This is a genomic window from Streptomyces sp. 130 (genome assembly GCF_007096885.1).
Taxonomy (GTDB): Bacteria; Actinomycetota; Actinomycetes; order Streptomycetales; family Streptomycetaceae; genus Streptomyces.
The window spans coordinates 14,197-30,717 of record NZ_VJNO01000019.1 but is presented as its reverse complement, the minus strand read 5'-3'; the positions used below and the strand labels follow the sequence as shown (position 1 = coordinate 30,717).

Here is a 16,521-nt window from a genome sequence, read left to right as displayed (position 1 = left end):
CCCGGGACCGGCCGCATCCGGTCAGAGCTTCGACAACTCGTCGACCAGGTCGTCCAGGCCCAGCGGACCCTGGGACAGGGCCGCCATGTGCCACGCCTTGAGGTCGAAGGCGTCCCCGTGCGCCGCCCGCGCGTTCTCCCGGCCCAGCAGCCAGGCCCGCTCGCCCAGCTTGTAGCCGATGGCCTGACCCGGCATCGAGAGGTAGCGGGTCAGCTCGCTCTCCACGAAGTCGGCGGGACGGCCGCTGTGGTTGCCGAAGAACTCCTGCGCCAGCTCCGGCGTCCACCGCTCGCCCGGGTGGAACGGCGAGTCGGCCGGGATCTCCAGCCCCACGTGCATGCCGATGTCCACGATCACCCGGCAGGCGCGCATCATCTGCGCGTCCAGGTAACCGAGCCGGCGCTCCGCGTCGGGCAGGAAGCCCAGCTCGTCCATCAGCCGCTCCGCGTACAGCGCCCAGCCCTCCGCGTTGGCGCTGACCATGCCGATCGACGCCTGGTAGCGCGACAGGCTCTGCGCCACGTGCGCCCACTGCGCGAGCTGGAGGTGGTGGCCGGGCACGCCCTCGTGGTACCAGGTCGACACCAGGTCGTACACCGGGAAGCGGGTCTCTCCCATGGTCGGCAGCCAGGTGCGGCCGGGCCGCGAGAAGTCCTCGGAGGGGCCCGTGTAGTACGGGGCGGCGGCGCCGCCGGGCGGGGCGATCCGCGACTCCACCCGGCGCACCCGCTCGGCCAGTTCGAAGTGCGTCCCGTCCAGCGCGTCGATCGCCTCGTCCATCAGGCCCTGGAGCCACGCCTGGACCTCGTCCACGCCCTCGATGTGCTTGCCGTGCACATCGAGATGGGCCAGCGCCTCCCAGGGGCCCGCGCCCGGCAGCACCTTCTCGGCCTCGGTCTTCATCTCGGCGAGCAGCCGGTGGTATTCGGACCAGCCGTACGCGTACGCCTCGTCCAGATCCAGGTCGGTGCCGTTGAAGTAGCGCGACCAGCGGGCGTACCGCTCGCGGCCCACCGTGTCCGGCTCGCCCTCGACCGCCGGCGCGTACACCTCGCGCATCCAGTTCCGCAGCCCGTCCAGGGCGCCGGCGGCCAGCGCGGCGGCGGCGTCCAGCTCCTCGCGCAGGGCCTCGGGGCCGTTGGCGACGAAGTCCTGGAAGAAGCCCTTCGTGCCGTCCCCGACCCACTCGTCGAGCTGGCCGATGAAGGTGGCGGTGGCGCGCGGACCGCCGTACAGCTTGCGCTCCAGACCGAGCGCCAGGGACTCCTGATAGCCGGCGAGCGCCGCCGGGACGGCCCGCAGCCGCTCAGCGACGGCCGCCCAGTCCTCGTCCGTCTCGGTCGGCGTCACCGTGAACACCTCACGGACCGAGTGCGCCGGGGAGTGCAGGTTGGAGACGGCCCGCAGCGCCTCGTCCGCCTCGTGGACGGCGAGTTCGGCGGTCAGCCGCTCCCGCAGCAGCCGGCCGCAGCGGCGCTCGGCGTCATCGGCGGCCCCGGGCAGCTGCTCCGCGCGGTCCAGCCGGGCGAGCGTGTCCCGGGCCAGCGCGGCCAGCTTTTCCTGGCCGGCGGGGGAGAAGTCGGGAAGGCGGCGCGAGCTTGCCGCGACACCGAGATAGGTGCCGGAGATCGGGTCGAGTTCGATGAAGGCGTCGACGTAGGCGTCGGCGACCTGGCGCGGCAGTGCGCTGCTGGAAGAGTCTGACATGTGGACATCCTCGTACGGGGAGGCCCCCCGCGTCACTACCTATCGGCAGGACGGACCTGACCGGGGACCGGCCCGGCCGCCCCCGGCACCGGCGGGAGCAGCGGCCCGCACTCCCACTGCTGGAAGATCAACCGCGTCTCCACCCGGGCCACTTCACGCCGCGAGGTGAACTCGTCCAGCACCAGCCGCTGCAGATCCGCCGTGTCCGCCACCGCCACATGCACCAGGTAGTCGTCGGGGCCGGTCAGATGGAACAGGGCCCGGGACTCCGGCAGCGACCTGATCCGCTCCACGAACGGCCCGATGAGCTCCCGCCGGTGCGGCCGCACCTGTACGGAGAGCAGCGCCTCCAGACCCCGGCCCAGCCGGGCCGGGTCCAGCCGCAGCCGGTGCCCGACGATGACACCGGTGCGGCGCAGCCGCGCCACCCGGTCCAGACACGTCGAGGGAGCCACGCCGACCTCGGCCGCCAGCTCCCGGTACGTGGTCCGGGCGTCGTTCTGCAACAGCCGCAGAATGTGCAGATCCACCGTGTCGAGAGCGACGGAATCAGTCATTCGGCGAACGTAGCACGGGCTTCGGGCCGCATCTTCCGTCGTGCGTTCAGAGTGCGGCGCATGGACAACGACTCCGTGCCGCCGCCCGCGACCACCCCGTCCCGGGCGCTTGCCACCGAAGCCGTGCACGCCGGACGCGACGACCTCGCGGCCCTCGGTCTGCACGCCGCACCGATCGACCTGTCGACCACCTACCCCTCGTACGACTCCCGCGCCGAGGCCGGGCGGATCGACGCCTTCGCCGCCACCGGGGCCCGCCCGGACGGACCGCCGGTCTACGCGCGGCTCGACAACCCCACCACCGCCCGCTTCGAAACGGCGCTGGCCCGGCTGGAGGGCGCCGAGAGCGCGGTGGCGTTCGCCAGCGGCATGGCCGCGCTGACCGCCGTGCTGCTGGCCCGGGCGAGCGCCGGGCTGCGCCACGTCGTGGCCGTACGGCCGCTGTACGGATGCAGTGACCACCTGCTCGGCGCCGGGCTGCTGGGCACCGAGGTGACGTGGACGGACCCGGCGGGCATCGCCGAGGCGATCCGGCCCGGCACGGGTCTGGTGATCGTGGAGACCCCGGCCAACCCGACCCTGGCCGAGGTGGACATCCGGGCCGTCGCCCACTCCTGCGGTTCGGTCCCGCTGCTGGTCGACAACACCTTCGCGACGCCGGTCCTCCAGCGCCCCGTCGAGCTCGGTGCCCGGATCGTGCTGCACAGCGCGACGAAGTACCTCGGCGGGCACGGCGACGTGATGGGCGGAGTCGTCGCGTGCGACGAGGAGTTCGCCGCCGTGCTGCGCCAGGTGCGCTTCGCCACCGGCGGGGTCCTGCACCCGATGGCCGGCTATCTGCTGCTGCGCGGCCTGTCCACCCTGCCGGTGCGGGTCCGGGCCGCCTCCGCGAGCGCCGCCGAGCTGGCCCGCCGGCTCTCCGCCGACCCCCGGGTGGCCCGGGCGCACTACCCGCGGACCGGCGGCGCGATGGTCTCGTTCGAGGTGTACGGGGACCCGCACCGGGTGATCGCGGGGGTGCGGCTGATCACCCCCGCCGTCAGCCTCGGCAGCGTCGACACCCTCATCCAGCACCCGGCCTCCATCAGCCACCGCATCGTGGACGAGACGGACCGGCACGCCTCCGGCGTCGGCGACCGGCTGCTGCGGATGTCGGTGGGCCTGGAGGACGTCGAGGACCTGTGGGCCGACCTGAGCCAGGCGCTGGACGGCGCGGACCCGGTACGCGAGGGGGCCGGTCAGCGCTCGGCCTGCTCGTAGGGCGGCTGCGGCAGGGAACGCGCCGGGGGCGCCGCAAGGCGTGCGGTGATCACGAGGGTGCCCTCCTCGATCTGGTAGTCGAGCGGCAGCGAGAGCGAGCGCATGGCGGCGACCATGCCGGTGTTCGACGCCTGGGTGACGGCGTAGACGTTCTCGCAGCCGGCCTCGACGGCCAGCGCCACCAGGCGGGCGAGCAGCTCGGAGCCGATCCCGCGCCGCTGCCACTCGTCCTCCACGAGGAGGGCCACCTCGGTCTCGTCGCCGTCCCACAGCAGATGGCCGAGGGCGACCAGCCGTCCGGACGCCGTCTGCACGGCCAGGGTGCGGCCGAAACGCGGGCTCAGCAGGTGGTCCAGATAGCGGTCGGCGTCCCGGACCGGCCCGTGGTAGCGCAGCCGCAGCGTCTGCTCGGAGCACCGTCCGTGCATCCCCACGGCCGCCTCCAGGTCGGCGCGGTCCGCCCGGCGCACGGTGATCTCGTCGCCCTCGGGCAGCCTGAGCACCTGCTCGCCGCGCGGGAGCCGGGGGCCGAGGCGGGCGTCGAGCTCCACCAGCGCCCGGGCCCGGGCGAACTCCGTGGGAGTGAACGGCAGATAGGGCCGCTCCACGGTGATGACCCCGCCCGACGGGTCGCGCAGCCGCATCACCGTCTCCTCCAGCACCCCTTCGACCGGGGCCGTCTCGCCGGTGGCGCGTCCGGTGACCGACACGGCGGGCAGCGAGTGGATCGTGCACCGGCCGAGCAGCTGCCGCAGTGCGAGGGGGAGTTCGGCGGCGTCCAGAGCGGTACGGGTGGCGAGGCCCAGCACCCGCGTCGGCGCGTCCACCAGATCGTGGGCGTCCGCCCGCTCCGTCCAGGTGGAGCTGCCCCCGGCGTCGGCGACCGCGCGGGACAGCTCCCGGGCCGGCAGGGAAGCGGGCACCCTCAGCAGGAACTCGTCGACGGTGCCCTGCGCCAGCGGGTGCGTCTGCAGCGTGAGGATGTCGATGCCGTGCCGGGCCAGCACCGTGCACAGCGCGGCCAGGCTGCCCGGCACGTCCCGCACCGTGGTCCGCATCCGCCACAGCACGGTCTCACCGGGCGCGGCGGATACGGGGGCGCCGGGCGCGGCGGCCCCGGCGGCCGGCGCCACGCCCGCCGCCGCGCCCGTGGCGTCCGGCGGAGGCGGCGCGTGGCTGTGGCGCCGGGCCCACCAGGTGTGGAACGCCGCCGTCGCGGTCAGGGCCACGGCCGAGGCCACGAGCAGGTACGGGCCGTCCGGCTGGTGCCCGATCAGGTTGGCGATCGCGTCGGCGACCGCCACCGCCGTGAACAGCGCGGCGAGTTCGATCACGTCCCGCCGCCAGTGGTGGGGGCGGTGGGCACTCTTCGCGGATGTCACATCAGTCATGAATCCACTGTGACCGCGCGGTGTTGCCTGATCACGAACGCTTTGTGACCGATGGGTTAAAGGGCAATCGGGCTCCCTGTCGTCGGTTTCGAAGGTGTTGGAGGGGTGTTTCGAAGGGCGGCGCGGCCGGCGGACACCGCCGCGCGGGGCTCAGCCGGTCCCCGCCCGGCAGGCGGTCTCCAGGCGTATCGCCTGCCGCACCAGCTGGGTCGTCCCGCCGCGCGCGGCCGTCTCCGCCAGACCCGCTATGGGGCCGGTGGCCGGCGGCCCGCTGTGCTCGGCGCACTCCGCCGCCACGGCGAGCAGATCGCCCAGCCCCCGGGGCGCCCGCTCCCGGGCCAGCAACGCGGGCAGCAGCGGCACCAGGACGGACAGGACCGTCCCGTACGCCCCGGTCCCCGCCGCGGTCCGGGCCGCGTCGGCCAAGCGATTCGGCTTGACCGACTCCCCTTCGAGCAGGGCCGCCAGTTCGCCCCCGAGCAGCCCCGCGTCGAGGCGGCCCCGCGCGGCCAGCACCAGCAGCGCGTCGACCGCCGCGAGCCGGTCCTCCGGATGCCGGGCGCCCAGTCCGTAGGCCAGGGCGAGATGGATCGCCCCGGCTGCCGCGCCGCCGGTCTCGGCCAGAGCGGGCAGCAGCCAGGTGCCGCCCCGCTCCTCCTGCACGCACGCCGCGACGGAGGGCAGCAGCCAGGCCGCGAGCGTCTCACCGTCCTCAGGGAGGGTGGCGGTCCACTGGGGCGACTGTGCCACCCAGCAGTAGCACTTCTGGTTGCGCGGGGAGTGCGCGCTCCCGAGCCAGTGGAAGGCGCGCGGGAACCTCTCCCGGACGAACGGGTTCTCCCGGGTCGCGAGCAGCAGGCGCCGCGCCCTGACCACCGTCTGCCGCACCCAGTCGCGGGCGACGGGGACATCCGTCTCCACGTGCCGGGGGACCACGGCCGCCACCGGCTGGTCCGCCCGGAGCCACGCCGCCAGCCGGTCGCCCTGCACGGTCCCCAGCGCGGATGCCTGCCGTGCGGCCTCCTCCGCGTCCGTGCGCCGGACCCGGAGGAGCGCCTGGGCGAAGTCCACCGGCCCGGCCGGCACGCCCAGCGCCTGGTAGCCGCGCAGCCGCTCGACCAGTTCCGCCGCGTCGATCGTGCCCGTGTGCCAGGTGGGCGTCGCCAGCAGATACGGCAGCCTGCCCGACCGCACCTCGGCGGCAGCCTCCCAGAGGCGGGCGTACAGGATGCCGTTGAGCGCGTCGTGGCAGCAGCTGCCCGACCCGGCCCGGCGGGTCTGCGCGTCGTGCACGGCCCGACGCGGGATCCGGCCGAGCAGGGACGCCGCGACGATGTGCAGACCGTCGTGCTCCCGGGACAGCCGCCGCTCGACGTCCTGCTCGGGGGCGGCGGCCCACCACATGCCGGCGAGTGCGGGCTCCAGGACGGCGACCAGCTCCTCCGGTGCGCTGTGGGCGTACCGGACGAGTCCGTCCAGGGCCCGTTCGAACGCGGTGACGTCCTCCTGCCGCGGGCGGAGCAGGACCGCTGTCACCTCCTCGGCCAGCTCGGCCGCCGAGCCGGGCGGCGGGCCGAGGGGGCGCGGGGCGGGAGGCGGCGGCAGGATCTCCTCGTACGCGGCCTGCGGCCCGTCCTCCAGCAGCTCACCGAACACGGCGCGCGCCGCCTCCCGGTGCACCGGGCCGAGCAGCGAGGCCATCCGGCCCGTCTCCTCCCGCACCCCGGGCGTCGCGGCCGGCAGGGCGCGGGCCGCGAGCTTGAGCGCCCGCTCCTGCGTGTCGGTGTCCGGATGCCCGAAGGCGTCCGCGATCACCGGCAGCAGATCGTCGGCCGCCGAAGGCTCCCGGCGCAACACCTTTCCCAGGAGGATCAACTGGGCGCGCACCAGCTTCTTCTCCGTGCGGAAGAGCACCGCGCCGGACACCTCGGCCAGCTGCCGGACCGACAGGGCGCCCCGCGCGTCGAGCCGGGCCAGCACCTCCTGGGCGTGACCGGCCACCGGGGAAGGCCCGTCGGCGGCCATCGCCATCCAGTCGGCGGTCCGTGCCGCCTCCTCCTCCTCGGTGGGCCCGAGTCCCCGGACGACCGTCAGGCAGAAGCGGAGATCGGTGGGCTTGCCGCCCCGCAGCAGCCGCGCGACACAGCCGTCGAGCAGGGCCGCGCGGTCGAGCAGGCCCTCGGCCACCAGGGTGGTCAGCGCGGCGGGCCAGCAGCCGGCGGCGGAGCGGCTGTCGACCCACGCCACCACCGGCGGCAGCTCCGGCATCGTCAGGAGATGCGGCACGAGGGCCGCCAGATGGGCGTCCGGCCGCAGCACATCGACCACGGGCTTCTGGGCCCCGCCCTGCCATCGCGCATGGTCGGCCCGCTCCGCCCACGCCCGGACCATGCCGTCCGAGACGGGCAGCGGACAGCCCGCCCGGCGGGCCAGCTCCTCGACCAGCCGGTACTCCGCCTCGGACTCCACGGCGCGCGCGGCCAGCCGGCGGGCGAGATCGGCGAGCCAGTCCGGCTCGCGGTCGCCCAGCACCTCCAGGACCCACGGGTACGGCGAGTGTGTCCAGTCCCGCATGTCCCTGGCCCCGAGCCACGTCGCACAGCCCGCCGCCCCCGTGTGGCAGCCCGCACCGGCCACCAGGATCGCCTTGCGGACCCGGGTCCGCTCGCCCCAGCGCCAGCCCCGGGCCTCCTTGCGCAGGGACTTCAGCTCCTCCAGCACGGCCTTGCGTCCGCCCCGGTCGAGCCGGGCGAGCAGGGGCCGGATGTCGTCCATGCGGCCCTCCCGGACCGCTTCCAGCAGCTCCTTCACCGGGCACCTCCGGCGACCGCCGCGCCCCGCCGGACCATCCGGACCGCCAGGGCGTGCTTGCACGGGCCCCGGCGGCCCCGGTAGTCCGCCCACCACTGGCAGGTGCAGCTCAGCGCCCCCGCCCGCTCCCGGACCTGGTAACGCCGGTCGCCCGAGCGGACCGCCGCCAGCTCACCGTCCAGGACCACCGCGCCCTCCCGGGCCAGCCGCCGCGCCGCGACCAGCCGGGGGTTGTGGCGCTCGGCCCGGTCCGCGTCGTACGGCAGCTCGCGGTGGAAGTACGCGGCGTCCGCGAGGTCGTAGCCCACCCGGCCTGCCGTGCCCAGCCGGACCAGCGCGGCCCGGACCCGCTCCACCGGCAGGCCCGCCTGCTCCGCCAGCCGGTCCGGCTCGATCCGGGGCTCCCACGCCAGCAGCACCGAGACCAGCTCCGCGTCGGCCGCGGCGTCGTCCGTGGCCAGCGCCTCCAGGACCCCGCCCTCACCGGAGAAGCCGCGCGAGGCGTCGGGCGACAGCGTCAGCGTGAGCCGCATCCCGGGCAGCACGACCTCCCAGGCACTCGCGGCGGCCGCGCCGTCGGCCACCGGCCCGTACACGCGGAGCGCCGACGCGTACCGCAGGACCCGTTGCAGAGCGGCCAGCCGCTGCGGTCCGGGAAGGCAGACGGCACCGGGCACCGGCCGCGTCGTGGGCCGGAGCGCCCGTCCGGCGGGCACCACCCACCCCGCGCCGCGCGCCGCCGCCCCCGAGGACGCGGGCAGCGACCTCAGGAACCGCACGGCGTCCGCCGCGGGGAGCTCCGCCCGCAGGTCGAAGGCGGCGGAGGCCACCTGCGCCTCCGCGAAGCCCCGCAGCCACCGGTCCGGCAGCGGCACCTTCTTCTCCACGACCGCCCCGTCCGTCGTGGTGACCGCCATCTCCTGCGGACCCACCCGCAGATGCAGCGGCTCGTCGCCGCCCAGCCGCGAAAGCGCCTCCCGCAGCGGGTGGTTCACGTCCACATTGGTGGTGCCGTGGCCCGTCGCCACGCCCTCCAGGCCCTCGCTGAGCACATCGAGCCGCGCGTACACCCCGCAGCAGCCGGAGAACGACTCAAAGCGCAGCCGGTCGCCGTTGCCCGTCACCACCGGGTCCAGGGAGGACGGAAGGGTCCGCTGGTAGTAGCGCGCGGCGGCGACGTCCGCGACGGCGAGCAGCCCCCGGGCCGCTATGCGCGGCGAGGCCAGGAACCCCGAGAAGAACCGGGGGTGGGCCTCGGCGCCGTGGGGTGTGGAGCCGCCGGCCGTCTCCAGGCCGAGGGACCGTCCGGCTCGCGAGGAGGCCAGGGCGGAGGGACGTGAGTAGGCCAGGGCCTGCACGGTTCGGGTCATGGGAAAACCGTAGAACCCGCCACTGACAATCGGTCATCACCGCAGGTCAGGCCTGCTGTTGGGCGAGGGAGGCCAGGGCGCGCACCCCGCGTACGATGTCGGCCGGCACCAGATGGGCGTAACCGAGCACGAGGCGCACGCAGCCGTCCGCGGGGCGCTCCGTACCGTACTCGCGCAGCAGTCGCACGGCGACCCCGGCAGCCGCCGCGCGCCCGGCGAAATCCTCGTCCGGACCCCAGCGTTCCGGGAGCCGCGCGATGGCGTGCAGCCCCGCCGCGACGCCGCTCACCTCCGCGCCCGGAATGTGCTCGTCCAGGGCCCGGGTCAGCACGTCGCGCCGCTCCCGGTAGGCGCGCTGACACCGCCTCAGCTGCCGGTCGTAGCCTCCGCCGGTCACGAAGTCGGCGAGCACCGCCTGTTCGAGCGACGGGTTGCCGAGATCCATCATCCGCTTCCGCTCCACGAGCTCGCCGGTCATCGACGCGGGCGCGATCAGCCAGCCCAGACGCAGCCCGGGGGCCAGTGACTTGCTGACCGAGCCGGTGTACGCGACGCGTTCCGGATCGAGCCCCTGGAGGGCGCCGACGGGGGCGCGGTCGTACCGGAAGTCACCGTCGTAGTCGTCCTCGACCAGCAGCCCGTCCGTCTCCCGCGCCCACTCCAGGAGCCGGCTGCGCCGCGCGGCGGAGTACGCCACTCCGGTCGGGAACTGGTGAGCCGGCGTCGTCACCACGGCACCGGCCCCGGAACGTTCCAGCGGCTCCGGGGCCAGGCCCTCGGGGTCCAGCGGGAGCATGGTGACCGCCACCCCGGCGGAGGCGAAGAGCGCCGTGTGCTCGGGACTCCCCGGGTCCTCCACGCCGACCGTGCGCACCCCGCGCCCGTGCAGGACGAACCCGAGCAGCGTCGTCGCCTGCGCGACCCCGGAGCACACCACCAGCCGTTCCGGATCGGCGACCACCCCGCGCCGCCGCGTCAGCAGCGCGGCCAGGGCCACCCGCAGCTCCGGCAGACCGCGCGGGTCCGGATAGCCGAGCGCGCCGTGCGGCAGCCGCCCGAGCGCCGAGCGGTGGGCGGCGGCCCAGGCACTGCGCGGAAAGAGGGAGAGATCGGGCGTCCCCGGCCGGAAGTCCACCCGCACCCCGCGGGCGCGCGGCGCCAGGTCCCGCGCCCCGCTCGCCGCCGCCCGGGCCGACCCGCTCACCCACGTCCCCGCACCGCGCCCGCTGCGCAGATAGCTCTCCGCCGTCAGCTGCTCGTACGCCTCGGTCACCAGCCCGCGCGAGACCCCCAGATCGGCGGCCAGCTCACGGCTCGACGGCAGCCGGGTCCCCGGTGCCAGACGGCCGGAGCGGACCGCCTCGCGCAGCGCCGACTGGAGGGCCCGGCCACGGCCGCGCGCCGGAGCCGACGCCACCGGAAGCAGCAACTCCCAGGCGGCGGAAACGGACTGACGGCCACCGCCGCCGGCGCCGGACGGCTGATTGGTCCCCGAAGCGGTCATGGAAGTGGACCTTAATCCGGCCCACCCGCCTCCCTAGCGTCGGTTCCATGAACGCGACCTCTCCGCGCGGCGCCCTGCTCGCCGCCTTCGCCTGCGTCCTCCTCGTCGGCGCCTCCTTCACCGCCAACAGCGTCCTCGGTGACTACCCCTACGCGGGCGGCCAGGCACTCCGCTACGGCCTCGCGGCACTCCTCCTGCTGCCCCTGATCCACCGTCCCGGCGAGCGCCGCCCCGCCGCCGTGCTCCGTCTGCTCACCGGGCGGCAGTGGGCGCGGCTGGCCCTCCTCGCCGGCGTCGGCATGGTGGGCTTCAACTTCGCCGTCCTGGCCGCCGAACGCTCCGCGGAACCCGCGGTGCCGGGCGTCTTCGTCGGCTGCGCCCCGATCCTCGTCGCCGTCCTCGTGCCCCTGCTGGAAGGACGCCGGCCCACCCGGCCCGTGCTGTACGCGGCGGCGCTGGTCGCCGCCGGGGCGTTCACGGTCCAGGGCTGGGGGCGCACCGACCTGAGCGGCGTCCTGTGCTCGGCCGGCGCCCTGGCCGGCGAGGTGGGCTTCGCCGTGATCGCGGTGCCGGTGCTGCGCCCGCTGGGCCCGAAGCTGCTCTCCGCGACCGTGTGCGCGATCGCGGCGGCCGAGTCGGCGGTCCTGGGCCTGGCGCTGGACGGCGGCGGCTTCCTCCGCGTGCCGACCGGGGCCGAGGCGGTGGCCCTGATCTGGCAGGCGGCCGTGGTGACGGTCATCGGCTTCGTCTGCTGGTACATGGGCATGCAGCGCGTCGGCGCCGAGCGCGCCACCCTCTTCTCAGGCCTCATCCCGGTATCCGCCGCGCTCACCGCCCCGCTCGCCGGCGCCGGTTCCTACGGCCTCGCGCAGGCCGCCGGGTCCTGCCTCGTCGGGCTCGGAGTGGCCATCGGCTCGGGGGTGCTGGGGCGGCGCGGCGCGACCGGCCCGCGGGCGAACGCCCCGGCTCCGAAGGCGGACGCCGGGCCGCGCGCGGTGCGCCGGTCCGCGAACGTCCTGTGAACGCTGTGCGGCGCACCTTCGATTCACAGGGTCCCCGGCGCAGGATTGGTCTTGACCAAGGGGGTGCGCCGTCCTATGGTCTCAACGTTAAGACAGGAACCTTTAATAAATAACGTCGCGGAATAAGCCGCTGGGCGATTGCGGAGGACAGGGTGGGGACCACGCAGCTGGAAACGGTGCAGGAGCCGAAGTACTGGCACCTCAAGACCGTGCTCAGTGAGGCACTCGACTCGGACTTTGCGGGGGGGGAGATCCTTCCCAACGAGCGTGAGCTCGCCGCCCGGTTCGGCGTCGCCCGGGCCACGCTCCGGCAGGCCCTGGAGCAGCTCGAACTCGAAGGCAGGCTCCACCGCCGCCGCGGCGTCGGGACCACCGTCGCCCCGCCCCGCGTCGGCGTGGCCGTCTCCACCGCCCGCAACGACTGGACCGACGGCGGGGCCGACACGGCCTGGCAGCCGGTGGACTGCGAGAGCGCTCCCGCCCCGGCCGCCGTCGCCGCGACGCTGAACGCCGGCGCCGAGGAGCCCGTCCACATCGTGCGCCGCATCCGCACGAGCCACGGCCAGGTGGTCGCCGCCGAACTGCTCTACGTGCCGTCCTCCTCCGTGCCCGAGCTGTCCGGCATAGACGCCCCGTCCGGCGCCGCCCGCGCCCGCAACGTCGTCCGCGAACTGCACCGTCTCGGCCTCGACGGCCAGGACCGGTCCGTCGAGCTGGGCTCCGCCCGCGCCGACGACGCCAGGGAGCTGGACCGCCTCCCCGGCGCCCCCGTCCTCGTGGTCACCACCCGCTACCTCGCCGCGGGCGGCACGGCGGCGGTCTCGGTCGCCACGTACCGGGCCGACACCTGCCGGCTCACCTTCGGAGACTCGGGCGACCTCGAGATCAGCCACCAGGCCCACGAGCGCCGGGCCTCCTGACGCGAGGCGCGTCAAGGATCGAGCACCCCACGGCCCGTCGCGTTCAGCGGCGGGCCGTCACCGTTCCCTCGACGGCGAACAGCTGTTCCTCCACATGGTCGAGCGCGAGCCGCAGCGCACCGGTGGCCACCGCCGCCTCGCCCAGGAGCGACAGGCACACCCGGGGCGGGCGCAGGCAGTAGCGGGCCAGCTCGCCGCGCAGCGGGTCCAGCACCCCGTCCAGGCCGGCGGCCCAGCCCCCCACCACCACCAGCTCGGGGTCGAGCGCCAGCACCAGCGCCGCCACGTCGTGCACCAGGCGCTGGATGAACCGCTCCACCGCGGCCCGCGCCTGCTCGTCCCCGTGCCGCGCCTTCGCGAACACCGCGGCCACCGCGTGCTCGTCCAGCGGGTCCAGCGGGGTGTCCGTCGTGGACAGCAGGTGCTCGGGCGTCACGTCCCGGCCGAGCAGGTGCAGCGCGCCGATCTCCCCGGCCGCGCCGCCGAACCCGCGGTGCAGCCGCCCGCCGATCAGGGAGCCGGCGCCCGGACTCAGCCCCGCCAGTACGAACACGACGTCGTCGGACTCCGTGGCCGCGCCCTTCCAGTGCTCGGCGACGGCGGCGGCGTTGGCGTCGTTCTCCACCAGGACCGGGCAGCGGAAGGAGCGCCTCAGCCGTTCGCCCAGGGGCAGGCCCGTCCAGTCCGGCAGCGCGGTGCCCAGCCGCACGGTCCCGTCCGCCTCCACGATGCCCGGGCTGCCCACGCCGACCGCGCGCAGGCTGCTGCGGGCCACGCCGGTGCGGCGCAGGACGTCGGCGACCACGGCACGGACCCGCTCGAGCCGGTCGTCGGCACCGGCGGTCTCCGAGACCTCGCGGGAGCCGGCGCCGATGATCCGGCCGTCCAGCCCGGACAGCAGCGCGGAGACGCGGTGCGGGCCGATCTCGATGCCCAGCAGGTGCCCGGCCTCGGCGCGGAAGCGGAAACGGCGGGCGGGACGGCCCTGACGGCGGGTTTCGGCCCCCTCCGGAGCGCACTCCACGACCAGGCCCGCCTCGAAGAGCCCCTCCACGACTCCCTCGACCGTCGGGCGGGACAGGCCCGTGATCCGGGTCAGGTCCGTGAGGGTCGAGGAGGACGCGCCCCGGAGGGCGTGCAGCACCACCGCGGAGTTGATCCGCCGCAGCAGCGAGGGGTCCCCACCGGTCAGCCGGCCCACGGTGTGTCCTCCCAGCTAGTGCGCATGTCAGGCGGATCGTACTCGCTGCTCAGGGGGGAGGCGACCGAGGGATGCGAAGCCGTTAGGAAGGGGTCCGGCACACCGGGCGCGGCTGCCGCGGGCCCGGGTGCGGCGGCCGGTGCCATCTCCTGCGGCGGGCTGCCGAGTTGGTGCTCAGAGGGGGCCAACTGCGGGAGCGGCAGCCGGAACGAGGTGGCCGAAATCGTCTCAAAGTATGGGGCGGAGCCCCGATTGTCAGTGGGGGAAGGTTTACTGACGGCATGACCACCGCACATCACCTCCGCCTCATCGACGGGATGCGCGCCCGGGAGTTCCCCGCGGAGCGCGTCCGGTCGGGTTCGGGAGTCAGCGGTCCCGGTTACCACACGGCGTACCTGTACGCGGACGACGTCTGGGAGGACGACGAGGCGGGCCGGCTGGAGCGCCGCACCCAGTGCCTCGCGGACCACGAGGCACTGGTCACGCTGCTCGGCAGCCGCTGGGGCGAACCGCAGCTGGTCAGTCTCTTCGGCGCCCAGGAACGGATGCTCGCCGGTGAGGAGATACCCCAGCCGTGGGCGGACACCGTCGCGGGCTGCGAGTACCTGCGCCTCTGGTACATCGAGGAGCGCTGGATCGCGCTGGCGCTCTATCTGGAGGAGGGCGGCTCCGGCTGCGAGCTGAGCGTGGTGGTGACGGAGACGGACCCGCCCTGAGCGCTGCCGGCCTCCACCGCCGCGCGCAGCCGGGCGTACTCCTCGGCCATCGTGGCGACCGTCCAGTGGGCGTTGAGGCCGCTGGGGTTGGGCAGCGCCCAGACCCGGGCCCCGCCGACCGTCCGTTCCTGCGGACCGATCGCGGCCCCGCGCTCGCCGAACGCCGAGCGGTAGGCCGTGATGCCCACGACGGCCAGCCAGCGCGGGCGCAGCCGCTCGACCTTGGCGGTGAGGTTCCGTCCGCCCTCGCGGAACTCCTCGGCGGACAGCTCGTCGGCCCGGGCGGTGGCCCTCGCGACGACGTTGGTGATGCCGAGCCCGTGGTCGAGCAGTTCGGCCTGCTCGGCGGGGGCCAGCCGGCGCGGGGTGAAGCCCGAGAGATGGAGCACCGGCCAGAATCGGTTGCCGGGGAAGGCGAAGTGGTGCCCCGTCGCCGCCGTGGTCAGGCTCGGGTTGATTCCGCAGAACAGGACGCGCAGGTTGTCCGCGACCACGTCGGGAACGACGCGGTCGCGGACGGCCTGGAGCTCTTCGGGCGTCATGCGCGGGGGCGGATCGGCCGGGGCGCCGTCAGAGGATGGAGCCGGGTGCGTAGCCGGCGGCCTCGGGGTGCTGCTTGGTGATCTCCTCGATCCGCGCGACGAGCGCGGTGACCTGGTCGCCGGCCGCCCCGGTGAAGGACAGCTTGTCCGCCATGAGCTCGTCCAGCTGGGCGCGGTCCAGCGGGATGCGCTCGTCGGCCGCGAGCTTGTCCAGCAGTTCGTTGCGCTCGGTGCCCTGCTCGCGCATGGCGAGGGCGGACGCGACGGCGTTCTCCTTGATGGCCTCGTGCGCGACCTCGCGGCCGACGCCGGCGCGCACCGCGCCCATCAGGACCTTGGTCGTGGCGAGGAACGGCAGGTAGCGGTCCAGCTCGCGGGCGACCACGGCCGGGAACGCGCCGAACTCGTCCAGCACCGTCAGGAACGTCTCGACCAGCCCGTCGAACGCGAAGAACGCGTCCGGCAGGGCCACCCGGCGGACCACGGAGCAGGAGACATCGCCCTCGTTCCACTGGTCGCCCGCCAGTTCGCCGGTCATCGACGCGTAGCCGCGCAGGATGACCATCAGGCCGTTGACGCGCTCGCAGGAGCGGGTGTTCATCTTGTGCGGCATCGCGGACGAGCCGACCTGGCCGGGCTTGAAGCCCTCGGTGACCAGCTCGTGGCCGGCCATCAGCCGGATGGTCTTCGCCACCGACGAGGGCGCCGCAGCCAGCTGGACCAGCGCGGTCACCACGTCGTAGTCGAGCGACCGGGGGTAGACCTGGCCGACCGAGGTGAAGGCGTGCGCGAAGCCGAGGTGCGCGGCGATGCGCTCCTCGAGCTCGGCGAGCTTCCCGGCGTCGCCGCCCAGCAGGTCCAGCATGTCCTGCGCGGTGCCGACCGGGCCCTTGATGCCGCGCAGCGGGTAGCGGCCGAGCAGATCCTCCAGGCGGCCGTACGCCACCAGCAGCTCGTCGGCCGCGGTCGCGAAGCGCTTGCCGAGGGTGGTGGCCTGCGCGGCGACGTTGTGGGAGCGCCCGGCGACCACCAGCTCGCGGTACTCGCCCGCCAGCTTGCCCAGGCGGGCCAGGACGGCCACCGTGCGGTCGCGCATCAGCTCCAGGGAGAGCCGGATCTGCAGCTGCTCGACGTTCTCGGTGAGGTCGCGCGAGGTCATGCCCTTGTGGACGTGCTCGTGGCCGGCGAGGGCGTTGAACTCCTCGATCCGGGCCTTCACGTCGTGCCGGGTGACCTTCTCGCGCTCGGCGATCGAGGCCAGGTCGACCTGGTCCAGGACGCGCTCGTAATCGGCGAGGGCGGCGTCGGGCACCTCGATCCCGAGGTCCTTCTGGGCGCGCAGCACCGCCAGCCACAGCCGGCGTTCCAGCTTCACCTTCTGCTCGGGGGACCAGAGGACGGCCAGCTCCGTGGAGGCGTAGCGGCCGGCCAGGACATTGGGGATGCGAGGCTTCGCAGACACAGCAGTCACGTGTACGGATTCTACTGGCGGTTTGTGCAGCTCAGCGCCGAGGTCCGGT

Annotated in this window: 13 protein-coding genes; 4 read left to right on the top strand and 9 right to left on the bottom strand. The window is 74.7% G+C overall.

The features are described from left to right. Positions 1-21: 21 nt before the first annotated feature. Positions 22-1,707, bottom strand: a complete 1,686-nt coding sequence (locus FKN01_RS17870) for a DUF885 domain-containing protein (RefSeq protein ID WP_143621757.1) — start codon at positions 1,705-1,707, stop codon at positions 22-24. Positions 1,708-1,742: 35 nt separating this feature from the next. Beyond that, the gene (locus tag FKN01_RS17865; RefSeq protein ID WP_143621754.1) at positions 1,743-2,264 is read right to left on the bottom strand and encodes an Lrp/AsnC family transcriptional regulator; all 522 of its coding nucleotides are present in this window, start codon (positions 2,262-2,264) and stop codon (positions 1,743-1,745) included. 60 nt (positions 2,265-2,324) lie between these two features. Here FKN01_RS17865 and FKN01_RS17860 point away from each other — a divergent pair, with 60 nt between their 5' ends. Further along, positions 2,325-3,524 (top strand): PLP-dependent aspartate aminotransferase family protein, encoded by a 1,200-nt coding sequence (locus FKN01_RS17860; RefSeq protein WP_143621751.1) that lies wholly within the window; start codon positions 2,325-2,327, stop codon positions 3,522-3,524. On the opposite strand, the gene FKN01_RS17855 is transcribed toward FKN01_RS17860, so the two are convergent. The 4 genes from FKN01_RS17855 to FKN01_RS17840 form a co-directional block, all read right to left on the bottom strand. Beyond that, positions 3,503-4,915, bottom strand: a complete 1,413-nt coding sequence (locus FKN01_RS17855; RefSeq protein WP_185992883.1) for a GNAT family N-acetyltransferase — start codon at positions 4,913-4,915, stop codon at positions 3,503-3,505. The two genes, FKN01_RS17860 and FKN01_RS17855, sit on opposite strands and share 22 nt — an antisense overlap. 150 nt (positions 4,916-5,065) lie before the next feature. Continuing rightward, a complete protein-coding gene (locus tag FKN01_RS17850; protein ID WP_143621748.1) occupies positions 5,066-7,726 on the bottom strand; it encodes a DUF6493 family protein in 2,661 nt (886 codons plus the stop codon). Beyond that, the gene (locus FKN01_RS17845; protein ID WP_185992882.1) at positions 7,723-9,096 is read right to left on the bottom strand and encodes an SWIM zinc finger family protein; all 1,374 of its coding nucleotides are present in this window, start codon (positions 9,094-9,096) and stop codon (positions 7,723-7,725) included. The genes FKN01_RS17850 and FKN01_RS17845 overlap by 4 nt, the downstream gene beginning before the upstream one ends. 46 nt (positions 9,097-9,142) lie before the next feature. Beyond that, positions 9,143-10,600 (bottom strand): PLP-dependent aminotransferase family protein, encoded by a 1,458-nt coding sequence (locus FKN01_RS17840; RefSeq protein WP_185992881.1) that lies wholly within the window; start codon positions 10,598-10,600, stop codon positions 9,143-9,145. A 47-nt stretch (positions 10,601-10,647) separates the two neighbouring features. Between FKN01_RS17840 and FKN01_RS17835 the strand changes: the two genes are divergently transcribed. Next, positions 10,648-11,622, top strand: a complete 975-nt coding sequence (locus FKN01_RS17835; protein ID WP_143621745.1) for a DMT family transporter — start codon at positions 10,648-10,650, stop codon at positions 11,620-11,622. 152 nt (positions 11,623-11,774) lie between these two features. Next, entirely contained in the window at positions 11,775-12,542 is a 768-nt protein-coding gene (locus FKN01_RS17830) for a GntR family transcriptional regulator (protein ID WP_143621742.1), read from the top strand. 43 nt (positions 12,543-12,585) lie between these two features. Here FKN01_RS17830 and FKN01_RS17825 read toward each other — a convergent pair whose 3' ends face one another. Beyond that, a complete protein-coding gene (locus FKN01_RS17825) occupies positions 12,586-13,743 on the bottom strand; it encodes an ROK family protein (protein WP_143621739.1) in 1,158 nt (385 codons plus the stop codon). 281 nt (positions 13,744-14,024) lie between these two features. Between FKN01_RS17825 and FKN01_RS17820 the strand changes: the two genes are divergently transcribed. Further along, complete coding sequence (locus FKN01_RS17820; RefSeq protein WP_143621736.1) at positions 14,025-14,459, top strand: hypothetical protein; 435 nt, start codon at positions 14,025-14,027, stop codon at positions 14,457-14,459. On the opposite strand, the gene mug is transcribed toward FKN01_RS17820, so the two are convergent. After that, on the bottom strand, positions 14,393-15,001 hold the full coding sequence (mug, locus tag FKN01_RS17815) for a G/U mismatch-specific DNA glycosylase (RefSeq protein ID WP_260696939.1): 609 nt from the start codon (positions 14,999-15,001) through the stop codon (positions 14,393-14,395). The genes FKN01_RS17820 and mug overlap by 67 nt on opposite strands. Positions 15,002-15,029: 28 nt before the next feature. Beyond that, entirely contained in the window at positions 15,030-16,472 is a 1,443-nt protein-coding gene (purB, locus tag FKN01_RS17810; protein ID WP_185992880.1) for an adenylosuccinate lyase, read from the bottom strand. Positions 16,473-16,521 lie beyond the last annotated feature (49 nt).

Excerpts from the sequence above, each read along its gene's own strand:
- FKN01_RS17870 (WP_143621757.1), bottom strand. The coding sequence starts at position 1,707 with ATGTCAGACTCTTCCAGCAGCGCACTGCCGCGCCAGGTCGCCGACGCC.
- FKN01_RS17865 (WP_143621754.1), bottom strand. The coding sequence starts at position 2,264 with ATGACTGATTCCGTCGCTCTCGACACGGTGGATCTGCACATTCTGCGG.
- FKN01_RS17860 (WP_143621751.1), top strand. The coding sequence starts at position 2,325 with ATGGACAACGACTCCGTGCCGCCGCCCGCGACCACCCCGTCCCGGGCG.
- FKN01_RS17855 (WP_185992883.1), bottom strand. The coding sequence starts at position 4,915 with ATGACTGATGTGACATCCGCGAAGAGTGCCCACCGCCCCCACCACTGG.
- FKN01_RS17845 (WP_185992882.1), bottom strand. The coding sequence starts at position 9,096 with ATGACCCGAACCGTGCAGGCCCTGGCCTACTCACGTCCCTCCGCCCTG.
- FKN01_RS17840 (WP_185992881.1), bottom strand. The coding sequence starts at position 10,600 with ATGACCGCTTCGGGGACCAATCAGCCGTCCGGCGCCGGCGGCGGTGGC.
- FKN01_RS17835 (WP_143621745.1), top strand. The coding sequence starts at position 10,648 with ATGAACGCGACCTCTCCGCGCGGCGCCCTGCTCGCCGCCTTCGCCTGC.
- FKN01_RS17820 (WP_143621736.1), top strand. The coding sequence starts at position 14,025 with ATGACCACCGCACATCACCTCCGCCTCATCGACGGGATGCGCGCCCGG.
- mug (WP_260696939.1), bottom strand. The coding sequence starts at position 15,001 with ATGACGCCCGAAGAGCTCCAGGCCGTCCGCGACCGCGTCGTTCCCGAC.